Origin of the sequence: Planococcus sp. ISL-110 (assembly GCF_018613575.1) — a bacterium.
Lineage (GTDB): Bacteria > Bacillota > Bacilli > Bacillales_A > Planococcaceae > Planococcus.
This window is the reverse complement of record NZ_JAGGPX010000012.1, coordinates 87224-105433: the sequence shown is the minus strand read 5'-3', so window position 1 is coordinate 105433 and position 18210 is coordinate 87224. Positions and strand designations below refer to the sequence as shown.

22 protein-coding genes are annotated in these 18210 nt (G+C 45.1%); 18 read left to right on the top strand and 4 right to left on the bottom strand.

Annotation, left to right across the window (positions count from 1 at the left end; translation table 11 throughout):
* The first annotated feature begins 151 nt into the window (after positions 1-151).
* The 3 genes from J7I83_RS08280 (at position 152) to J7I83_RS08270 (ending at position 2830) form a co-directional block, all read left to right on the top strand.
* Positions 152-604, top strand: coding sequence for a hypothetical protein (locus J7I83_RS08280; RefSeq protein WP_215100356.1), 453 nt, complete (start codon positions 152-154; stop codon positions 602-604).
* Positions 604-1092: a GNAT family N-acetyltransferase gene (locus J7I83_RS08275; protein ID WP_215100225.1), complete on the top strand. Its 489-nt coding sequence runs from the start codon at positions 604-606 to the stop codon at positions 1090-1092. Before J7I83_RS08280 ends, J7I83_RS08275 begins: the two co-directional genes overlap by 1 nt.
* 88 nt (positions 1093-1180) lie before the next feature.
* Positions 1181-2830 (top strand): serine hydrolase, encoded by a 1650-nt coding sequence (locus J7I83_RS08270; protein WP_215100224.1) that lies wholly within the window; start codon positions 1181-1183, stop codon positions 2828-2830.
* Between the two features lie 326 nt (positions 2831-3156).
* On the opposite strand, the gene J7I83_RS08265 is transcribed toward J7I83_RS08270, so the two are convergent.
* Entirely contained in the window at positions 3157-3357 is a 201-nt protein-coding gene (locus J7I83_RS08265) for a cold-shock protein (protein ID WP_006830093.1), read from the bottom strand.
* Positions 3358-3594: 237 nt separating this feature from the next.
* Between J7I83_RS08265 and J7I83_RS08260 the strand changes: the two genes are divergently transcribed.
* The 6 genes from J7I83_RS08260 to fumC all read left to right on the top strand — a co-directional run bounded on the left by J7I83_RS08260 (position 3595) and on the right by fumC (position 8961).
* Positions 3595-4134: a P-loop NTPase family protein gene (locus tag J7I83_RS08260; protein WP_215100223.1), complete on the top strand. Its 540-nt coding sequence runs from the start codon at positions 3595-3597 to the stop codon at positions 4132-4134.
* A 100-nt stretch (positions 4135-4234) separates the two neighbouring features.
* Positions 4235-4948: a hypothetical protein gene (locus tag J7I83_RS08255; RefSeq protein WP_215100222.1), complete on the top strand. Its 714-nt coding sequence runs from the start codon at positions 4235-4237 to the stop codon at positions 4946-4948.
* Positions 4949-5057: 109 nt separating this feature from the next.
* Positions 5058-5594, top strand: a complete 537-nt coding sequence (locus J7I83_RS08250) for an NfeD family membrane protein (protein WP_215100221.1) — start codon at positions 5058-5060, stop codon at positions 5592-5594.
* Between the two features lie 35 nt (positions 5595-5629).
* A complete protein-coding gene (locus J7I83_RS08245; RefSeq protein ID WP_215100220.1) occupies positions 5630-5926 on the top strand; it encodes a hypothetical protein in 297 nt (98 codons plus the stop codon).
* Positions 5927-5996: 70 nt separating this feature from the next.
* Complete coding sequence (locus J7I83_RS08240) at positions 5997-7496, top strand: UDP-N-acetylmuramoyl-L-alanyl-D-glutamate--2,6-diaminopimelate ligase (protein WP_215100219.1); 1500 nt, start codon at positions 5997-5999, stop codon at positions 7494-7496.
* Positions 7497-7578: 82 nt separating this feature from the next.
* Positions 7579-8961 (top strand): class II fumarate hydratase, encoded by a 1383-nt coding sequence (fumC, locus tag J7I83_RS08235; RefSeq protein WP_215100218.1) that lies wholly within the window; start codon positions 7579-7581, stop codon positions 8959-8961.
* A 254-nt stretch (positions 8962-9215) separates the two neighbouring features.
* Here the strand turns inward: fumC and J7I83_RS08230 are convergent, their stop codons facing one another.
* Positions 9216-9380 (bottom strand): hypothetical protein, encoded by a 165-nt coding sequence (locus J7I83_RS08230; RefSeq protein WP_215100365.1) that lies wholly within the window; start codon positions 9378-9380, stop codon positions 9216-9218.
* 177 nt (positions 9381-9557) lie between these two features.
* Here J7I83_RS08230 and J7I83_RS08225 point away from each other — a divergent pair, with 177 nt between their 5' ends.
* From J7I83_RS08225 to J7I83_RS08200, 6 genes are all read left to right on the top strand, one after another.
* The gene (locus tag J7I83_RS08225) at positions 9558-10220 is read left to right on the top strand and encodes a Dph6-related ATP pyrophosphatase (RefSeq protein WP_215100217.1); all 663 of its coding nucleotides are present in this window, start codon (positions 9558-9560) and stop codon (positions 10218-10220) included.
* A gap of 6 nt (positions 10221-10226) precedes the next feature.
* Positions 10227-11219: a GNAT family N-acetyltransferase gene (locus tag J7I83_RS08220; RefSeq protein WP_215100216.1), complete on the top strand. Its 993-nt coding sequence runs from the start codon at positions 10227-10229 to the stop codon at positions 11217-11219.
* 282 nt (positions 11220-11501) lie between these two features.
* Positions 11502-11687: a hypothetical protein gene (locus J7I83_RS08215; RefSeq protein ID WP_215100215.1), complete on the top strand. Its 186-nt coding sequence runs from the start codon at positions 11502-11504 to the stop codon at positions 11685-11687.
* Between the two features lie 45 nt (positions 11688-11732).
* On the top strand, positions 11733-12005 hold the full coding sequence (locus tag J7I83_RS08210; RefSeq protein ID WP_215100214.1) for a DUF4212 domain-containing protein: 273 nt from the start codon (positions 11733-11735) through the stop codon (positions 12003-12005).
* An 84-nt stretch (positions 12006-12089) separates the two neighbouring features.
* Positions 12090-13769: a sodium:solute symporter family protein gene (locus J7I83_RS08205; RefSeq protein ID WP_215100213.1), complete on the top strand. Its 1680-nt coding sequence runs from the start codon at positions 12090-12092 to the stop codon at positions 13767-13769.
* A gap of 385 nt (positions 13770-14154) precedes the next feature.
* Complete coding sequence (locus tag J7I83_RS08200; RefSeq protein WP_215100212.1) at positions 14155-14508, top strand: hypothetical protein; 354 nt, start codon at positions 14155-14157, stop codon at positions 14506-14508.
* Between the two features lie 49 nt (positions 14509-14557).
* On the opposite strand, the gene J7I83_RS08195 is transcribed toward J7I83_RS08200, so the two are convergent.
* Positions 14558-15133, bottom strand: a complete 576-nt coding sequence (locus J7I83_RS08195) for a hypothetical protein (RefSeq protein WP_215100355.1) — start codon at positions 15131-15133, stop codon at positions 14558-14560.
* Positions 15134-15209: 76 nt separating this feature from the next.
* Positions 15210-15764 carry a M15 family metallopeptidase gene (locus J7I83_RS08190; protein WP_215100211.1) on the bottom strand — a complete coding sequence of 185 codons (555 nt, stop codon included), beginning with the start codon at positions 15762-15764 and terminating at the stop codon, positions 15210-15212.
* Positions 15765-15869: 105 nt separating this feature from the next.
* On the opposite strand from J7I83_RS08190, the gene J7I83_RS08185 reads away from it, so the two are divergent.
* The 3 genes from J7I83_RS08185 to J7I83_RS08175 are packed head-to-tail and all read left to right on the top strand — an operon-like array spanning position 15870 to position 18009.
* Complete coding sequence (locus J7I83_RS08185) at positions 15870-16601, top strand: NADPH-dependent oxidoreductase (protein ID WP_215100210.1); 732 nt, start codon at positions 15870-15872, stop codon at positions 16599-16601.
* Positions 16602-16647: 46 nt separating this feature from the next.
* Positions 16648-17262 carry an NAD(P)-dependent oxidoreductase gene (locus tag J7I83_RS08180; RefSeq protein ID WP_215100209.1) on the top strand — a complete coding sequence of 205 codons (615 nt, stop codon included), beginning with the start codon at positions 16648-16650 and terminating at the stop codon, positions 17260-17262.
* 24 nt (positions 17263-17286) lie between these two features.
* Positions 17287-18009: an alpha/beta hydrolase gene (locus tag J7I83_RS08175; protein WP_215100208.1), complete on the top strand. Its 723-nt coding sequence runs from the start codon at positions 17287-17289 to the stop codon at positions 18007-18009.
* Positions 18010-18210 lie beyond the last annotated feature (201 nt).

Sequence of the window (18210 nt, the reverse complement as noted above, 5' to 3'; positions counted from 1 at the left end):
GCCGGGCGTGTTATACTAAATGGTAATTAAAAATGCGAAACGGGTGTAACCATATCTGTCTGTGTGCTTACTATAAAGCCTCAGATCTATGTCTTGGATCTAACTAAGGTTTTTGATGAAATAAATGAAACTAAGAAATGAGGTAATGAAATTGTTAACATTTGAGCAAAAGTTGGAAGTCATCGAGTCTTTCCCGGAATTGACGAGAAAAGATGTATCGATGAAACGCGTGAACTTTCATTATGAAGAGAGCTTGTACGACAAGAAGATTGTCGTCTATCATTTACATCCAACTGGCAATGGCTTTGTCTATGTAGGAAACTTGCCGCATTACGAAGCGGACAAAAAAGGCTTCGTCAACATCCGTGACTTTTCGGAAAAGGAATTGCGCAGCGTCCTAGCTGACTCTCTGGATTACCTGTCTTTGGAACCGGAACCACCATACGACAAGACATGGGTAAACCGTGAGAATGTGAAGTTGGACTTGGTCTATGAAGAGCCGTTTTGGAATATCTATACAGGAAAAAACCTGGAAGAAAGCTTTGGAACTTTCGATAATGCGGAAGACTATCTGATTGATCAAGGCTTTAAAGAAAAGAAATAATGGAGTTCCATCTGCTGCAGGCGCGAGAACCGCTGCCGATGGAATTACTTCTGGAAGTGGACCCTTTCGAAAACTTGGTCCGTGCTTATTGTGACTCCGGCTGTTGCATGATTGGGAAACGGAAGGGTGAGATAATTGGCGTTTACGTCCTGCTCACGCTATCGGATACAACTGTGGAAATCAAGAACGTGGCGGTTGCAGAAAGTTTCCGCGGCCAGGATTATGGACAACAGCTTGTGCAGCATGCCTTGGCCGAATCGGCGCGGCACGGTTTCGAGTTTGTGGAAATCAGCGTCGGCAATTCAAGCCTGGGCCAGCTCGCTCTTTATCAAAAATGCGGATTTCGTATGCGTGCGATCGATCCTAAATTTTTTAGGCGAAATTATCCAGAGCCGATTTTTGAGAATGGCATCGAATGCCGTGATATGATCAGGCTACGCTATACAAGTAAGCAATTGACTGCTGACCCTGAGTATTGCTGGCAGTAACAAAAAAAGAGCCCCCGGGCTCTTTTTTTGTGGTTAAAAGAGGTAAAAGATCGGATTTTTCGGTATGCTAAAGGCAAGGAGTGAGGACATGTTTAAAAAGCTGACCTTATACACAAACCAGTTAGAGGATATGAAGGGATTTTATGAATATCAATTGGGCTTCCGTATTGTCGAAGAAGATGACAGTAGCTTTACGTTGTCGATTGGGGAATCCCAATTAGTCTTCCGGGAATCAGAACGGGCAGCTGTCTACCATTTTGCGCTGAACATCCCCGGCAACCAGTTTACTCTTGCCAAATGGTGGGCCAGTGAACGGGTGACTTTGAACCGTCAGGAGGGCATGGATGAAGTGTTCTATGCTAACTTTGATGCCGATGCCTTCTATTTCCAGGATCCTGCCGGCAATGTCATTGAGTTCATTGGGCGGCGGAGTGTCGACCGAATGGGCAATTTTACCGTTGACTCCCTGCTCAATATCAGCGAAGTGAGTATCACCACGCCCTATGTTAAAGAAGTTGGAGAGCAGATCGAGGAAATGGACATCCCGGTGCGGGGCAACAAAGGGATCGATCCGAAATCGTTGAATTTCCTCGGCAGCGGACATGCTTATATCATCCTAGTGGCACCGAAGCGCACGTGGTATTTTTCAAAACAGCGAAGCGAGACCCATCCGTTGGTGATTGAGTTGTCTGATGGGCGCCGAATTAATATTACTGAAGAAGGGCGATTCCACCAGGCGAAACCAGCTGCGCCAATCATGGACAAGATGGAAGAAATCGATTTCTCTGGTGTCGCCTATCTACAGAAAAAGGAAACTTGGACAGCGGCAAGAGGATTTGCTAATCGCGCTGATGAACGGCCAAATGCTGTCGATACGAGATTCGGGATCGCATCCGGAAGTAAACTGTTCACAGCGGTTGTTGTTTGCCAATTGGTGGAGGCGGGAAAACTCCATTTCGGCGATAAGCTATCCGAGTTGCTGCCACAGACTTTTCCGCATTTTAATGTCACCATCCATCAATTACTGACACATACATCTGGCATTCCGGATTATTTTGACGAGCAGGTGATGGGCGATTTTGAAGAGCTGTGGAAGCAGCGGCCAATGTATTTGATGCAAACGGCTTCGGATTTCCTTCCTTTATTCAAAGACCTGCCAATGCTGTTCCATCCAGGAGAGAGGTTTCGTTACAACAACGCCGGATTTATTGCGCTTGGGCTTATAGTTGAGAAAGTTGCAGGAAAAGAGTTTACCGCAGTAGTAGAAGAACAGGTTTTTGGTCCTGCTGCGATGCAGAACTCGGGTTATTTCCGTTTGGATCGATTGCCAGGGCAAACGGCTTTGGGCTATATTGAAAAAGATGAAATGTGGCGTACAAATCAATATGCTATTCCGGTCCGCGGCGGTGCTGATGGAGGAGCTTTTGTTACAGCAAGGGATATGGCGAATTTCTGGAACTGCTTGATGGATGGAACCTTGGTGACGAAAGAAATGCTGGATACTATGCTTCAGGTTCATGCATCCGGAGAAGACGGGGATTATGGCTACGGTCTATGGATACAAGACCAGAGGGATGGGATTGCGAAATATCATGTCATGGGATACGACCCTGGCGTCAGTTTCCACTCCGGATTTTACCCAGCAGAGGGCAGCGTTCTCACGGTCTTGTCGAATAAAGGTGCTGGAGCTTATGAAATTACCGAAACCATTGAAGAATTGAGAATAAAAAAGGAGTGACAGTATGACCGGAAAGAAATTGGCAATGGCGATCGTTTTCGGAACGCTCGCAGTATCTATATTGATTTTCGCAATTTTTCAGCTGTATTTTTGGCTGAATTAGAAAAAGCTATGAGGCGGTATTTGCTGAAAGGGCAAACGCCGCCTTTTTGATGGGAAGAAAAGATGATAACAGAGAATTCATATGAAGTTGGTTGCACTGCTGGGCTCAGGCCTTGTTCCAAAAAAGATCACAAAAAAGCCAGTCAGGAAAATCCTGGCTGGCTAATAAATTAAATGGACAAAAAAATAAGCTCTTCCGAAGAAGAGCTCATTGATAAGTTGGATTAAGCTTTTTGTACGTTAGTAGCTTGAAGACCGCGTTGGCCTTGTTCGATATCAAACGTTACTTCTTGACCTTCGTCAAGTGATTTAAAGCCTTCGCTTTGGATTGCAGAGAAATGTACGAATACATCGTCGCCGCCTTCGCGTTCGATGAAGCCAAATCCTTTTTCTGAGTTAAACCATTTTACTTTACCTTGTTCCATGTGTATTTCCTCCTCGTATGCGTGAGCATACATTGTATTACTATCCTTGCTCAAATCTTGCAGATGAACATCTGACACTTTGTAAAAAGTTATCCGAACAAAAATAATTCTTCCTTAGAATAACATGGGGGTACGTATATTGCAAGTGATTATGAAATATTCTTTTTGCTACTGTTTCCTTCCACCTTGGATTATACTAAGAAAACTGAGTAGGTAGAGAGTGAGGAAAGAGTAGTTATGGAAAAAATTATGGTGCTCGGCGTGTCATCTGGCGTTGGCAAATCAAGCTTTTCAATGGAATTGGCAGACATATTGAGAATTCCGGTCCATCACTTGGATGCTTATTTTTGGAAGCCGGGGTGGGTGGAAAGCAGCCATGAAGAATTTAGTGAAAAACAGCAGCGACTGGTTGAGCAAGACAGCTGGATCATCGAAGGGAACTACACAGGCACCTACGAGGTTCGTCGGGTAAAAGCGGATACTCTCATCTACCTGGAACTTCCTTTAGCCGTCTGCTTGTATCGGGTGGTCAAGCGCCGCCTCATGAATCATGGGGAAACACGTCCTGATATGGCCTTTGGTTGTCCGGAAAAGCTGGATAAGGGCTTTTTGAAGTTTATCGTCTCTACTTACAGCGCTCGAAAAGTGAAGATGAGAAAGCGGATGGCGCAGTTTATAGAAGAAAGTCCTCACAACCAGGTCATTTTTCTGCGCAATCAAAAAGAAATCAACAGATTTTTAAAGGACAAGGCAAGTGCCGTAGTTCCTGATTCTTAAATGAGATATTTAATTAATAAGGTAATTGAAAAAACTTGGAGACGTCCGCAGATGGAAGTGGTATTCTAAAGTTACATAAACATACGGAGGAGAATTGCTCATGAAGTTGCTCCATGAAGGCACAATAACGAACCAAGTGCTTCATAAAAAACTTCCCTTTTCTATGAAGCGACTGTATTTGGAAGATTTGCCTATAATAGAACAGATTCAAGAAAAAGTAATTGAATCGCTTCCTGAGAAGGCCACGCTTCAAGCACTGACCACCGAGGAGTTTCTATTTATCCTGAACGAACGTGGATTGCTAGTAGGGGCTTTTGTCGAAGATGAGTTGATTGGTTTCAGGGCATTGCTGATCCCGGAAATTGATGAAGAGCATTTAGGTTGGGATATCGGTCTTCCGCCAGAACAGCTGAGGAAAGTAATTTACCAGGAAATTTCCGTCGTTCTTCCTGAGTATAGGGGAAATCGCCTGCAGCAAAAATTAGCAGAAGTCATCATGAAAGAATTGCTCCATCTGGATGAGGAATTCCGCTATGTCTGTTGTACGGTCGCGCCCATGAATATTCCCAGCCTGAAAGACAAGTTCACGCAATCGATGCACATTGCGGCTTTGAAGGAAAAGTATGAAGGATTAAAGCGCTATATACTGGTGAAAGACTTGAAAAATCCAGTGGGCCATTATAGTGACTACGTCACGGTAAAGCTGGATGATCTGGAAAAACAACAGCAATTGCTCAATGAAGGATATGTAGGCATCGGTTTTCAGCTGGTACAAGGTTTTCATGAACTTCAATTTGCCAAACCCGTTCTGTAAAAGAACGGGTTTTTTAATTGGATTTCAAAGGATTTTGAAACTTCTTCCCCAGTTATGCGTATTAATTAAGAAAGATGGAAATTAAATTACTGGAATGGGATGTTTTGGAATGCTTATTTTTAGTTTGTCCATGGAGCAGCTCTATATGTACCTCCTGCTCGCAGCAGGAGCATTGACAGTGTTGTATGTCTTTTTTGGAGACATCGCCGATCTTGGAGAAGCTCTGCCGGTGTTCAATCTGCACGTGATTCTGGCTTTTATTACATTTGGGTCTGCAATCGGCTTGTTGCTGGAATCAGCAACAGAGCTTAACGAATGGACAGTTTTGGCGATTGCTGCAGGGGTTGCGGCTACATTGGATTTGTTTTTTTATGTCTTTATTTTAGTGCCGCTTTCTTCTGCAGAATCTTCAATTGCCTATTCGGAAGACTTGCTGCCTGGACAAGTAGGCCGTGTCATTATTCCAATTCCTGTGGACGGATACGGAGAAGTGGTGCTCGAGAATTATGCAGGAATGATTTCAAAGCGTGCAACCGGCTATGACAATGAAGCCATCGGTCAAGACCAGAAAGTATTGATCATTGAAGTGAATGACGGCACTTTATACGTACAGGCCTATAAACCGTGGACTTTACAAAGAAAATGAAATTCACAAGAGGGATTTAAAATGGGGGAAAGCGGATGCGGACAGCTATTCGGTTGAACAAGCCGCAGAAGCGGAGAAATCGAAACAGCTGGAATATGCAAGAGAAATCGTCAGGCATTGACGTCTGGGAAATGCTGGAGAACCTGACTGGGAAATCAGATTATGCACAAACCATTGAACAATTGCACTATGAACTGGCTGAACAACCCCTGCCCAAAGACGTTCTTGGGCAAGGGGTTCTTTTTATGCGCAAAAAGCACGGAAAAAAACTTTATTTCAGAAAAATTCGACTTAATTCGACTGAAAACGTTGGCGCTGTCAGGCGGAAATGATAGAATAATGATACATGTTCCTGTGAAACTATAGGTATTTGACATAATTTTTTTCCTAAGGAGCCTTTTAATGGAGATACAACTCACCCGCATTCCGTCTTTCCCCATAACTGATCAATTTGGACCTGGAACATCAAAAGTCGGTTCAATTGAATACAATTCAACACAAGTCACTCAGGACTGTGCTTTCTTTTGTGTCCCCGGTGAAAATACCGATGGACATCTGTATATTGAGGAAGCTGTTGCAAACGGCGCTTCCACAATTATTGGGTCAAATAAACGGTTAATCGCCCAATACGCTGAAAAGTACCCGGACCTTTCTTTTGCAGTGGTCGAAAATGTTCGGGTGGCACTTGCGTATATGTCTGATTTTTTTTACAGTTCTCCCCAAAAAAGCTTACTTAAAGTTGGTGTTACAGGGACCAATGGAAAAACAACGACTGCCACCTACGTCTATAATCTGTTTAATCTCCTCGGCATCACTTGCGGATTTATTGGAACAACAGGGATTATAGGGGCGAATGGCAAAATTCCTTTCTACAAAAGCACTCCCACCACTCCGATTTCATCCGATATCCATAAAATTTTTGCGAAGTTTCTAACAGAAGGCGACCGTGCAGTGGCAATGGAAGTCTCTTCTATCGCACTTGACCAAAAACGGGTGGAAGGGATCAATTTTGACGTCGCTATCCATACCAATATTTCAGAAGAGCATCTGGAATACCATAAGACATTTGGTCACTATCTTCAGTCTAAATTGTTGTTATTCGAACAGTCCAAATCTGCCGTAGTCAATATCGATGATGAAGGAATGGCTAAGGAGATTCTGGAAGTTGTCGATTATCCTCATTTGACATACAGCCACCGCGTGAATTCGGGAGCGGATTTGATTTGGACGGCTTGCGAGTCTTCGGATACCGGAATGAAATTTGATTTGTGCTATCAGGAAAAGTGCTGGCCAGTGCATGTACCGCTTTACGGTGAATACAACGCAGCTAATTTGACAGCAGCGATTGGTACAGCGCTGTTGTCAGGTGTCCAGTTGGAAGCCATTTTAGCTGTTCTGCCGGAAATGCCTCAGGTCGAAGGGCGCTTTCAAGTGATCCACGGCCCGGAAAATCGCAAAGTTATCCTGGATTATGCCCATACACCAGTCGCTTTGTCATCTGTTCTTCAAGAAGTAAAAAAGTTGTCGCATAATCGGTTGATTGCGTTGATTACAGGCATAGGCATACGGGATTTCTCGAAAATGCCAAAAATGGCTAGAGCAGCTGAAGGAAAGGCCGATGTTCTGGTGGTCACCGTCGATCATCCTGGCGACTATGAACCAAGTACCGTGATCAAAGCGGTTTTAAAAGGTTTTACAGTACCTTACAAGCAAAAGGTCGTAACAGCCACTTCTAGGCGAGAAGGGGTTCTTGCAGCCTTACAGGAAAGCGGTCCGAATGATTTGATCTTGTTGTCAAGCGGCTCGATTAATGGTGCGCAAATCGTTAAAGGCGAGTATATTCCGCATTCTGATGAAGCGATAATAGAAGAGTTTTTCAACAGCCAAACCAGTGATTTTTAACTGCATATGTCGCTTTTTTGCGGCTGGATGTGGTTATAATAGAAGAGAAGAATACATAGACATCAGAATTGGAGTGAATGGAATGCAGTATCGTACAGAAAAAGATACCATCGGTGAAATTCAAGTTGAAGCGGACAAAATGTGGGGTGCTCAAACACAGCGCAGCGTACAGAACTTTGAAATCGGTACAGAACGCATGCCGCATGAAGTCGTCATGGCCTTTGCCCAATTGAAAAAAGCGACGGCCAAAGCGAACCATAAGCTAGGGAAATTATCCGAAGCGAAGATGAAAGCTGTTGAACTTGCTGCAAATGAAGTGATTGAAGGCAAGTGGAACGATCATTTTCCATTAGTGGTTTGGCAGACAGGGAGCGGAACACAGTCCAATATGAACATGAACGAAGTTCTGGCACGCCGCGGCAATGAGATTTTAGCAGAGCAGAATTCTGGCGAAAAACTTCATCCGAACGATGACGTGAATATGTCCCAGAGCTCTAACGATACCTATCCGACAGCTATGCACGTGGCAGGAGTTTTGGCAGTGACCGAAAACCTGGTGCCCGCTGTTCAAAAGCTGAAGGCAACATTGGATGAAAAACAACAGCAATTCGACGAAGTCATCAAAATTGGACGTACGCATTTACAGGATGCGACGCCTTTGACATTGGGCCAGGAAATCAGTGGCTGGAAGCACATGCTTGAAAAAAGCGAGCGCATGATTCGCGAAAGTGTTGAGCATATGCGTGAATTGGCAATCGGCGGCACAGCAGTTGGAACAGGCATCAATGCCGATCCGACTTTCGGACCTTCAGTTGCGGAGTTCATCAGTGAAGCGGTTGGAACTTCTTTCACTTCTGCAGAAAACAAATTCCATGCACTGACGAGCCATGACGAAATGGTTTACACACATGGTGCGATCAAAGCATTGGCAGCAGATGCCATGAAAATTGCCAACGACGTACGCTGGTTGGCAAGCGGCCCTCGCAGCGGAATCGGTGAAATTACGATTCCTGCCAATGAGCCTGGAAGCTCCATCATGCCTGGTAAAGTCAACCCGACTCAAAGTGAAGCATTAACGATGGTTGCAGCTCAAGTAATGGGCAACGATGCAACAATCGGCTTCTCGGCAAGCCAGGGGAACTTCGAATTGAATGTCTTCAAGCCGGTCATCGCTTACAACTTCCTGCAGTCTGTCCGTCTTCTGACAGATAGCCTAATCAGCTTCAATGATCATTGTGCAGTAGGAATTGAAGCCAACCTGGATATTATTCAAAACCACGTCAGCAATTCATTGATGCTAGTTACCGCATTAAATCCGCATATCGGCTATGAGAATGCGGCAGCTATTGCCAAACAAGCCCATAAAGATGGGACGACATTAAAAGAGTCTGCTGTAAACAGCGGACACTTGACTGCCGATCAGTTTGACGAATGGGTTAAACCGGAGAACATGGTAGGTAAATAAAAAGATGAAAAGTGGCTGGGAGTTTTCCGGCTGCTTTTTTAGGCTGTCGAGAAACTTCTAACAAAGGCTGTCCGCTCGCTTTCTGGCCCTACAGAGGGTGTGGATCATGCAGCAGAGCGAACAGAGCGACAGAAGCCGTGCTCGAACGCGTCTGCCTGAAGCGAAATAAAAGCGTGAAGACTTTTTCAGAGCTATTCTGCATAGTGTAAAAAACACTCTTTTCCGAAAAAGGAAGAGTGTTTTTTTGTGTTCATTTACTTCTCGTTCTTGTACTGTATATAAACCACTTGTGTGACCAAAAAATCTTCCATACCATGTTTGCCGTCTGCGCCGCCGATTGGTTTTTTGTAGATGAAGAATATTTTCATTCGGGCGATCACTCGGCAGAATTTTGCCATTGATTCGCCGGGCCCATTCATAAATTTTCCCCTGTAATTTAGCGCATTAAAAACCTAGTGAAATGAACAGGACTCTAAGTCAGGCTGTAATGCGTTCCAGTGGTTTGTGAACATCAAAATCACGAGGGCCAAAAGGGTTTTAATCAGACGATGGCGAACTAGTAACACAACAGCGAATTAAAACAGAAGAGGTGTATTATGCAAAAATCATTTGTTATGTCATGGAGCGGAGGCAAAGATTCAGCGCTTGCCTATTACCGTGCAGTGCTGGAAGGGCATGTCCCGCTCGCATTATTTACGATGTTCGAAGAAGATGGCACCAAATCCCGTTCACACGGTTTGCCGATCGAGGTCATGAAAGCGCAGGCTGAGCGCATGGGCTTGCCTTTAGTTATCGGCAAAGCCAGCTGGTCCGGATATGAAAAGGAATTTATCGAACAATTGAAGAGCTTTAAAGCGCAGGGCATCGACATGGGCGTTTATGGCGATATCGATTTACAGGATCATTTGGAGTGGGTGCAAAAAGTCAGTGCGGAAGCAGACATGGATGTCAGTCATCCCCTTTGGCAGGAGCCGCGAAAAAAACTGTTGGAAGAATTGATTGACGAAGGATTTCAGGCTGTCATTACTGTTGTCGATACGAAGCGTCTAGACGAACGTTTTTTGGGGCGGCAATTTACCCATGAACTGATCGGTGAACTGGAAGCTGCGGGCGTGGATGCCTGCGGTGAAGAAGGGGAATTTCATACAATCATCATAGATGGCCCTATTTTTGTCGAGCCGATTCCAGTCCGGTTTGGTGAAAAAGTGAAAGTCGGCAATTACGGAATATTGGAAGTGAAACTTCATTCAGAGGAGTGATAGTGGATGATTCAAATTACAGGGATGGAAGAAAAGCATATTCGGCAAATGTCAGTGCTATTAGCGAAGCGGCAGGAATGGGAACGGAAAATATTCAGCTTTTTGCCTGCGAGATTTGAAGAAATCGATGACGCGGAAGCTGTCCTGCGGAAGGTATTGGAACGGCCATTCATCAATGGCATCGTGGCCGTCAGAGGCATTGATGTTATCGGTTATCTGCTTTATGAATTTAAAGAGGATGCCAAGCATGGCCGCTATGTGTGGATGGATTATGAATCCATCGCAATCAGCGAGCATGAAAATCCCCGTTTGTTGAGGCTGTTGTATGCAGATGCTGGAGCTGAATGGATCAAGCATGGCTATTTCCATCACATGCTGCTGGCACCGCTTGGCAACGAAGCGGTCATTGACCAATGGCTGGATCAATCATTTGGCTTTGAACAGAAATACGGTATTCTTTCGCTTGATGATTTTGAACCGAAAAATGGCACGTTGCCAAAGCTTGAGTTCCGAAAAGGTGGCAGGGAAGATGCACCCCTGCTAAAAAAAATGGCCATGTGGAACAGCATTCATCAGGCTGCGGCACCTTCCTGGCTGCCAATAACGCGGGAAACGATGGAAGACGTCAAGCAGAGCTACGAAGCCCTGACCGAAGATCAGGACGCTTATTTGTGGATGGCTGAGCAAGGTGATCGAATTGCTGGGTTCCATGTGTATTTCCGTAAAGAAGATCCGCTGAGTCTTGTAACGCCCGAGAATTGTGCAGAGCTTTCTGCGGCCTCTACAAATCCCGACCTTCGTGGAAGGGGAGTTGGGCGTGCATTGGCCAATCATTGCATTGGTGAAATGAAGAAGCAGGGATTCGAGTATATCTTCGCGGATTGGCATACACCAAACCAATTGGCTTCCTACTTTTGGCCGCGGATGGGCTTTCAGCCTATTATGGTCCGCATGACCAGACAGATTGATCCACGCATTGCGTGGGCACACGGCGAATAGCGGGAAACGGAAAGAGTGCATTGATCTCTCAAATTTACTAGTAAATAAAAGGCGTCTGGTTAAGTGATTTTCCACTAACCAGACGTCTTTTTAATTTTCTCGAGCTCCCACGCTCTTCGTATCATTAAAAAGAAACGGTTGACAATAGTTCGAAAGTTTAGAATAATTAAAAATTGAAGGTATTGAAAATACTAAATATGGTAAGGAGGTGTTACAAAGGTAACTTTAAAGGGCATGTATATTTTTTACATGGGTACGCTTTCAACTTAAAGGGGGATTGAAATGATCTGGGTAATCGTTTTTGGTTTGATTACGGTGGGTTCTGTCATAGCAGGATTGAAAAAGCGGAAACCACTTTTCTTTTTAGTGCCGTTTGGATCGCTTTTCGCCTTTATGCTGGTGAAGGTCATTATGGTTCCTTTACCCTTCATGGAAACAATCCGTTTCATTTTTTACTTGAAAGGCTGAACGACAAAGTAGTTGGCTCATCATTAAACGAATGGGGTGAAACTCTTGAAAAAAATTGATAAAAAAGATGCAGATGCTTATTTCCGTATTCGTACAACCCTGGTGGCTATTTATTTGCTTATCGGGTTTATCGCATCCTTCGGGGTAGTATTTTTTGCAGAAGAACTTTCCGGTTTCAGCGTAAATGGATTTCCTTTCCATTATTTCATGGGTGCGCAAGGAGCTGTATTGATCTTTATCCTCCTATTATTTATCAATGCAATAACCAATGACCATATCGATAAAAAATTCGGTCTAGATCAAGGCAAGAAGAAATAATCGCCAGCTGCATAAGTACTTCAGAAAAAAAGGAGAAAAAGCAACCAGATAAAATTTCTTGTGACTTGAAAAGGGGGAAGGGCAGTGGATACACAATTTCTTGTATCGGTAGGACTTATATTGATAACCTTCGGGTTATATATTGGAATCGCTTTTTATAACTTGGCTAGAAAGACATCGGACTTTTATGTAGCAGGACGCAATGTGCCTGCTATCTTCAACGGAATGGCAATCGGCGCCGACTGGATGAGTGCTGCCTCCTTCATCGGATTGGCAGGAACAGTCATGCTTCTTGGCTATGATGGACTGGCTTATATTATGGGCTGGACAGGAGGATATTTGCTGTTGACATTCCTGCTCGCGCCGCAATTGAGAAAATCAGGCCGCTATACAGTGCCGGAATTTATCGGGGACCGCTATAAGAGCAGCACAGCCCGTTTGATTGCTGCTGTCGCTACAATCATCATCAGTTTCACTTATTCCATCGGCCAGCTTTCAGGGTCTGGAGTGGTAATCGGGCGCTTGTTGGAAGTGGATACGGCAATCGGTACGATGATTGGTGTGGCATTAATTGCATTTTACTCCGCAGTGGGTGGGATGAAGGGAATCACGTGGACACAGGTGGCACAATACATTGTGTTGATCACCGCCTACCTGGTACCTGTCATTTTCATGTCGCTGCAGCTTACGAGTAATCCAATACCGTGGCTTTCTTATGGACAAATTGTCAGTGAACTTCAAGTGTTGGATGTTCAATTGGGTATTTCAGAATACGTCGTGCCTTTCACAGAAGCAACACGTTGGCAGTTTTTAGCTTTAATGTTTACTTTGATGGCCGGAACCGCGGGACTTCCGCACGTCATTGTACGTTTTTATACAGTTCCGACTATGAAAGCAGCACGTTGGAGCGGAGCATGGGCATTATTGTTCATTGGTTTGCTTTATCTTTCAGCTCCGGCTTATGCTGCATTTTCTCGTTTTATCCTGATGACACAGGTCGCAGGATCATCAATTGCGGATCTTCCGGCATGGACCACATCTTGGGTCAATACGGGACAGCTATCTGTAGCAGACCAAAATGGGGATGGAATACTGCAATGGGCTGAATTAGTTATCAGCCGGGATATTGTTGTTATGGCCACGCCTGAAATTGCAAATCTTGGTATTTTTGTCGTCGGATTGATGGCGGCAGGCGCTATGGCCGCTGCACTTTCTACAGCAGGCGGATTGATGATTGCCATTTCCGCATCTATTTCCCAGGATATCTACTACCGTTCGATCAATCCAAAGGCAACTGATAGGCAGCGTCTATTGGTTGGCCGCTGGTCAATCATCATTGCGACTGTTGCTGCCGGGATTGTTGCCTTGGATCCTCCAGGTGCCATTACACAAATTGTCGCGTGGGCATTTGCCTTGGCTTCTGGTACATTCTTTCCTGCATTGATTTTAGGGGTTTGGTGGAAACGTGCGAACGGTCCGGGGGTAATTGCCGGAATGTTGGTCGGATTGACCGTCACACTCATCTATATTTTCGCTGCACAATATGGTGGGTTCACATTATTTGGCATCATCGACACAGGTGCAGGGGTATTTGGCGCTGCATCGGCAATCATCACGATCATAGTGGTCTCATTGGCTACTAAACCACCTTCCAAAGAAACACAGGAAGAAGTTATGGATCTTCGCTATCCAGAGGAAATGGTCTATAGAGATGGAGAAGTTTGGCTAAAAGAAAGTCCAGAAGATACCAAAGTACACAAATAATCGAATAAGTTCATCCGCCAATTCGATGAAATTAACGGGAAGAAAGAATCTTTGATTCTTTCTTCCCGTTTTGATTGTGTTGGAATTTCCGTTAGGCAAATAGCTTTTTTAAAATTGAAAGACTATTTAGACAAAGCCCTTTACTAATCTTTAAAACTCCGTTAAGGTAGAAAATAACTGGAAAACTAATAGTGTTTCCACCTTATAATTTCCAAATGAACATTTTTTGCTGATGAACAGGAAAATGCAATTGAGTAATCTGGTCCAATGCTGCAGAGAATAGAGCTGCCAGCAAAGCCGATAAGCATCTCTCCATAGGGGGCTTTTCGGCTTTTTTATTTGTTCGAATTGCTAATATTTCAATCAGAAAGGGGGGACAGGGAACGTGCCGAAAAATCCACCTGCCTACCATAAAGAAGTCAACTTCTATTTTTCAAGATCTAAGGGCACATACGAAGAAGGTGGAGAATCCGTCATTACGCTGTTTGCACGTTTAAGCGTAGAGATTCCTGCTGAAAAATCCAGGAATACCAAGGAGTGTAAAACAATCTGGGTAGATATAGAAGACGTCAAGGATGAGCAGGCCACCCCTAAGATGAAAAGAATGCCGGACTCGATTAACCGGTATGAAATTTCTGAAGAGCTGTTCTGGGAACTTTATAAAATTTCCCGAAAATGTCCTGAGGAACTTTACTATATAACTCCACTGTCTTACCTGCATCACTACAATAATGGATGATGGCGCCATTTTGGCAAAAAGCAACCCGGTTCAATTGAACCGGGTTGCTTTAGTTTTTCGGAACTACCTTAAAATCGATCTGTGCATTGATTTCGTGGGGGGTGCTGGAACCATCGGCATTTATCGCAGCAAAGTCTGCGTACCCCGCCACTTTGTAGTAACCGGAAGGAAACTGGTTGTCCATGATGTTTTGGACAAATGCAATATAGGCATCGTCATTTTCTGCACTGTACCCACCACTGCCAGAATAGCGTTCCTGCAGTGGTTCACCTTTGACCAGCACAGTGGTCAGCAAGGGTTCATTCATAGCATACTCGACAGAATAATCTCTTGTTTCTTCATGAAGCGGGAAATAGAACGGGGAGGCGGCATGAGAAATTTCAATGCTTTCCAGTTTACCTGTGTATTCCAATTCAGCATAAACTGCTACTTTTTCACCTTCGATGTATTGCTCTTGGTCCGTTGCCAAACGATAGATAAAGTCACCTTCTGCCGACTCGGCCTGAGGAGCAGTCACCTGGAAATCAGTTAAACTACCTGAGGCTTCTTCCTGTGTTCCCTCCGTGCCACAAGCTGCCTGCAACAAAACGAGAATGGGGATCCAAATTGCCGCGGCTATTTTCATCACTTTTGTACCTCCTTTGTAAATAAGACGAAGCAGTGAGTCCGTCAGTTACAAAAGCCAGATGAAACACAGGTTTTTACTCGATCTTATCTTCAGGGCGCCATCCCTGCTGCAGCTCGCGAATCGACAAACCGAAAGTCATTTCGAGATGTGGGTAATCCTTAAAGCGCTGCCAGTCACCACCCCAATCAAAGCCTAACTTCTTGCCAATGTCTGCGACTTCAAACCAATCACTTTCACCGTTGCCATTATCATCCCGCGCAATATCCCATACCACCGAGCCATCATTAAGGCGCAGTGCGTAATCAATGGCCAGCCCATAGTTATGATAGGATTCACCAGCTTCTGCATGTGTGACGATAGATCCTGATGTGCTGCGGCCCTGGCTGTGAAGTCCATCCTGTTCTTTCGGTGATCGGTAGCCGTCTGTAATCAAAATATCGATACCAATCTCAGCAGCTTGTGAAACCAACAAGTCGCGTTTTTCTTGCACGATGGGATGCAGTCCGGAGGGCAAAGGACGCTGTGCGAGTTCTTCGCGAAACGCCAATTCCTTTTCCAGCCATATGAATAAAAAACCGCCGAGAACCAATAAGAAAAGGATAGAAAAAGCGGTCTTCGTATTTTTCAAAGCTACTCACCTCTATAGATTCTATTGTAGCAAAAATCACTAAAAGAGTATCGCAGCAGAGAATTTGGTACGATAGAAGAAATGAACAGAGAGGGGATACAATCAATGGTTATCGAGTTAATGAAAGCACATGCATCTGTCCGGGATTACAAAGAAAAGCAATTGTCACGGGAGGAAGTCAGTGAACTGGTTGAAGCTGCGCAACATGCAGCGACGTCCCATTTTGTCCAAGCCTACTCGATTGTTTGGGTAACAGATTCCGAGAAACGCAAAAAGTTGGGCGAGTTGTCTAAGAATGCCAAGCAAATGGAAGGTGCGGGAGCGGTCTTTCTGATGTGCGCCGATTATAATCGGCTGCAGCAGGCGGGCAGGCTGCAGGGGCAGGAAATCGTCTTTGACCGTGCAGAAAACCTGATTGTTGCCGTAACCGATGTTGGGTTGCTGGCGCAGAATCTGACACTCGCAGCCGAGTCAAAAGGGTACGGCATCTGTTATATCGGCGGTGTCCGCAACAATGTGGAAGCGATCAGCGACCTGGTGGGCTTGCCGGAAGGCGTCTTCCCGGTTTATGGCCTGACTGTAGGTGTTCCGAATGAAGCAAATGGAGTCAAGCCGCGGTTGCCTGTAGAAGCGATTCTGCACGAAAATGAATACGATGAAGCCAAATACGAAACCTTGTTGCCTGAATACGACAACACGATTCAAGCCTATTACACCAGCCGCGGTTCAAATCAGAAAACAGCGACTTGGACACAACAGATGGCAGATTTTCTTGGCAAGCCACGTCGCGAAGACCTAAAAGAAGCGCTGGCGAAAAAAGGCTATCATTTGAAATGATCATAAGGCAAGTTTCTTCATAGACGAAAGATGAGGGGGAACAGCAATGAAGCTGGCGATATTCGGAGCGACGGGTCGTGTAGGAGGCGAAATTCTCAAGCGTGCACTGGCAGATGGCCATCATGTTAAGGCCCTGGTCCGCTCAAAAAAACTGGAAGCACATCCGAACCTGGAGATTATCGTGGGGGATGTGCGGAACGTGAAAGATATTGAAAAAACAATTGCAGGAACCAATGCGGTTTTCAGTGCCATTGGTACGGACCGGACGACGACTTTGTCTGAAGCTGCACCTTTGATCATCAAGTCGATGGAAAACCACGACATCAAACGGGTGATTACCATCGGAACGGCAGGGATTTTGGACAGCCGCCTAAGCCCGGGCCTGCTTCGTTATGAAGGTGGAGATTCCAAGCGTAAGTTGACTTTTGCTGCAGAAGAGCATGAGGCGGTTTATCGGTTGTTTGAAAAAACAGATCTCCACTGGACCATTGTGTGCCCTACATACTTGCCGGACGGCGAGGCCCGTGGCAATTACCGTGCAGAAAAAGATTTGCTGCCCGAAGAAGGCAAAGAAATCACAGTTGGTGATACGGCAGAGTTCTCCTATCACCAGCTGGAATCGCAGGAATTTATCCACAGCCGTGTCGGCTTGGCTTACTAACATGCAGGGACAGAAGGTGCACTAATGAAAAAATGGCTATTCCGTATTGTAATGGCAATTATTGCGGTAATCGTGATTGCAGCTATCAGCTTTGTTGTTTACGCCCAATTTGATTATGGGCCAAGTGAGACCCTGGCCGAAAAAGTGGATTTGTCTACGGTTGAAAGTGACGGAGAAGGTCTGATCTTCCAGCCGGAATCGCCGAATGGCAAAGGAGTGATCCTGTATCAGGGTGCCAAAGTCGAAAAAGAAGCTTATGCCTATCTTGGCCAATCATTGAGTGACCAAGGCTTTGTGGTTTCAATTCCTCAATTGCCGTTGAATTTTGGGATTCTTGGTTCTGGAACAGCGGATGCTGTGATAGAAGAACATCCGGAAGTCGAGGAATGGTTTCTTGGCGGCCATTCTCTAGGTGGTGTAGCGGCATCTTTTTACGCAGAAGACCCTTCGCCGAAGCTTGCGGGACTTTATTTTCTGGGGGCTTATCCCGCGGGTGATTTTTCGGAGAGTGGATTGCCGATGTTATCGATATATGGATCACAGGATGGCTTGTCCACGATTGAAGATATTGAAGCGAGCCGTGAACTGTTCTCAGATGACAGCGTTTTTGTAGAGATTGAAGGCGGAAATCATGCGCAATTTGGTTTATACGGTGAACAAAAGAGCGATAACCCAGCCGAAATAACTCCGATTGAACAGCAGGATCAGGTGGTAGAGGCATTAACGGAATGGATAAACGAAAACTGACCCGGAGATTCCGGGCCAGTTTTCGTTTTTTTATGGTTTTGGAAATACAGTTTTAAGCTTCCGCTTTTCTTATTGTCCAGACTCCAGCAGCCAGATTCTAGGGTCATAAGCCACTCTGGCTGTGCGGCTGAAAAGATGCCACTTCGCCAGAGCGTCTTATGCCCGTCGAATCTACACGGCTGCTTCCGCTTTTCTTATTGT

Excerpts from the sequence above, each read along its gene's own strand:
- J7I83_RS08215 (WP_215100215.1), top strand. The coding sequence starts at position 11,502 with ATGATCTGGGTAATCGTTTTTGGTTTGATTACGGTGGGTTCTGTCATA.
- J7I83_RS08270 (WP_215100224.1), top strand. The coding sequence starts at position 1,181 with ATGTTTAAAAAGCTGACCTTATACACAAACCAGTTAGAGGATATGAAG.
- fumC (WP_215100218.1), top strand. The coding sequence starts at position 7,579 with ATGCAGTATCGTACAGAAAAAGATACCATCGGTGAAATTCAAGTTGAA.
- J7I83_RS08230 (WP_215100365.1), bottom strand. The coding sequence starts at position 9,380 with ATGAATGGGCCCGGCGAATCAATGGCAAAATTCTGCCGAGTGATCGCC.
- J7I83_RS08185 (WP_215100210.1), top strand. The coding sequence starts at position 15,870 with ATGGTTATCGAGTTAATGAAAGCACATGCATCTGTCCGGGATTACAAA.
- J7I83_RS08250 (WP_215100221.1), top strand. The coding sequence starts at position 5,058 with ATGCTTATTTTTAGTTTGTCCATGGAGCAGCTCTATATGTACCTCCTG.
- J7I83_RS08265 (WP_006830093.1), bottom strand. The coding sequence starts at position 3,357 with ATGGAACAAGGTAAAGTAAAATGGTTTAACTCAGAAAAAGGATTTGGC.
- J7I83_RS08275 (WP_215100225.1), top strand. The coding sequence starts at position 604 with ATGGAGTTCCATCTGCTGCAGGCGCGAGAACCGCTGCCGATGGAATTA.
- J7I83_RS08225 (WP_215100217.1), top strand. The coding sequence starts at position 9,558 with ATGCAAAAATCATTTGTTATGTCATGGAGCGGAGGCAAAGATTCAGCG.
- J7I83_RS08195 (WP_215100355.1), bottom strand. The coding sequence starts at position 15,133 with ATGAAAATAGCCGCGGCAATTTGGATCCCCATTCTCGTTTTGTTGCAG.
- J7I83_RS08175 (WP_215100208.1), top strand. The coding sequence starts at position 17,287 with ATGAAAAAATGGCTATTCCGTATTGTAATGGCAATTATTGCGGTAATC.
- J7I83_RS08240 (WP_215100219.1), top strand. The coding sequence starts at position 5,997 with ATGGAGATACAACTCACCCGCATTCCGTCTTTCCCCATAACTGATCAA.
- J7I83_RS08260 (WP_215100223.1), top strand. The coding sequence starts at position 3,595 with ATGGAAAAAATTATGGTGCTCGGCGTGTCATCTGGCGTTGGCAAATCA.
- J7I83_RS08220 (WP_215100216.1), top strand. The coding sequence starts at position 10,227 with ATGATTCAAATTACAGGGATGGAAGAAAAGCATATTCGGCAAATGTCA.
- J7I83_RS08180 (WP_215100209.1), top strand. The coding sequence starts at position 16,648 with ATGAAGCTGGCGATATTCGGAGCGACGGGTCGTGTAGGAGGCGAAATT.
- J7I83_RS08255 (WP_215100222.1), top strand. The coding sequence starts at position 4,235 with ATGAAGTTGCTCCATGAAGGCACAATAACGAACCAAGTGCTTCATAAA.
- J7I83_RS08245 (WP_215100220.1), top strand. The coding sequence starts at position 5,630 with ATGCGGACAGCTATTCGGTTGAACAAGCCGCAGAAGCGGAGAAATCGA.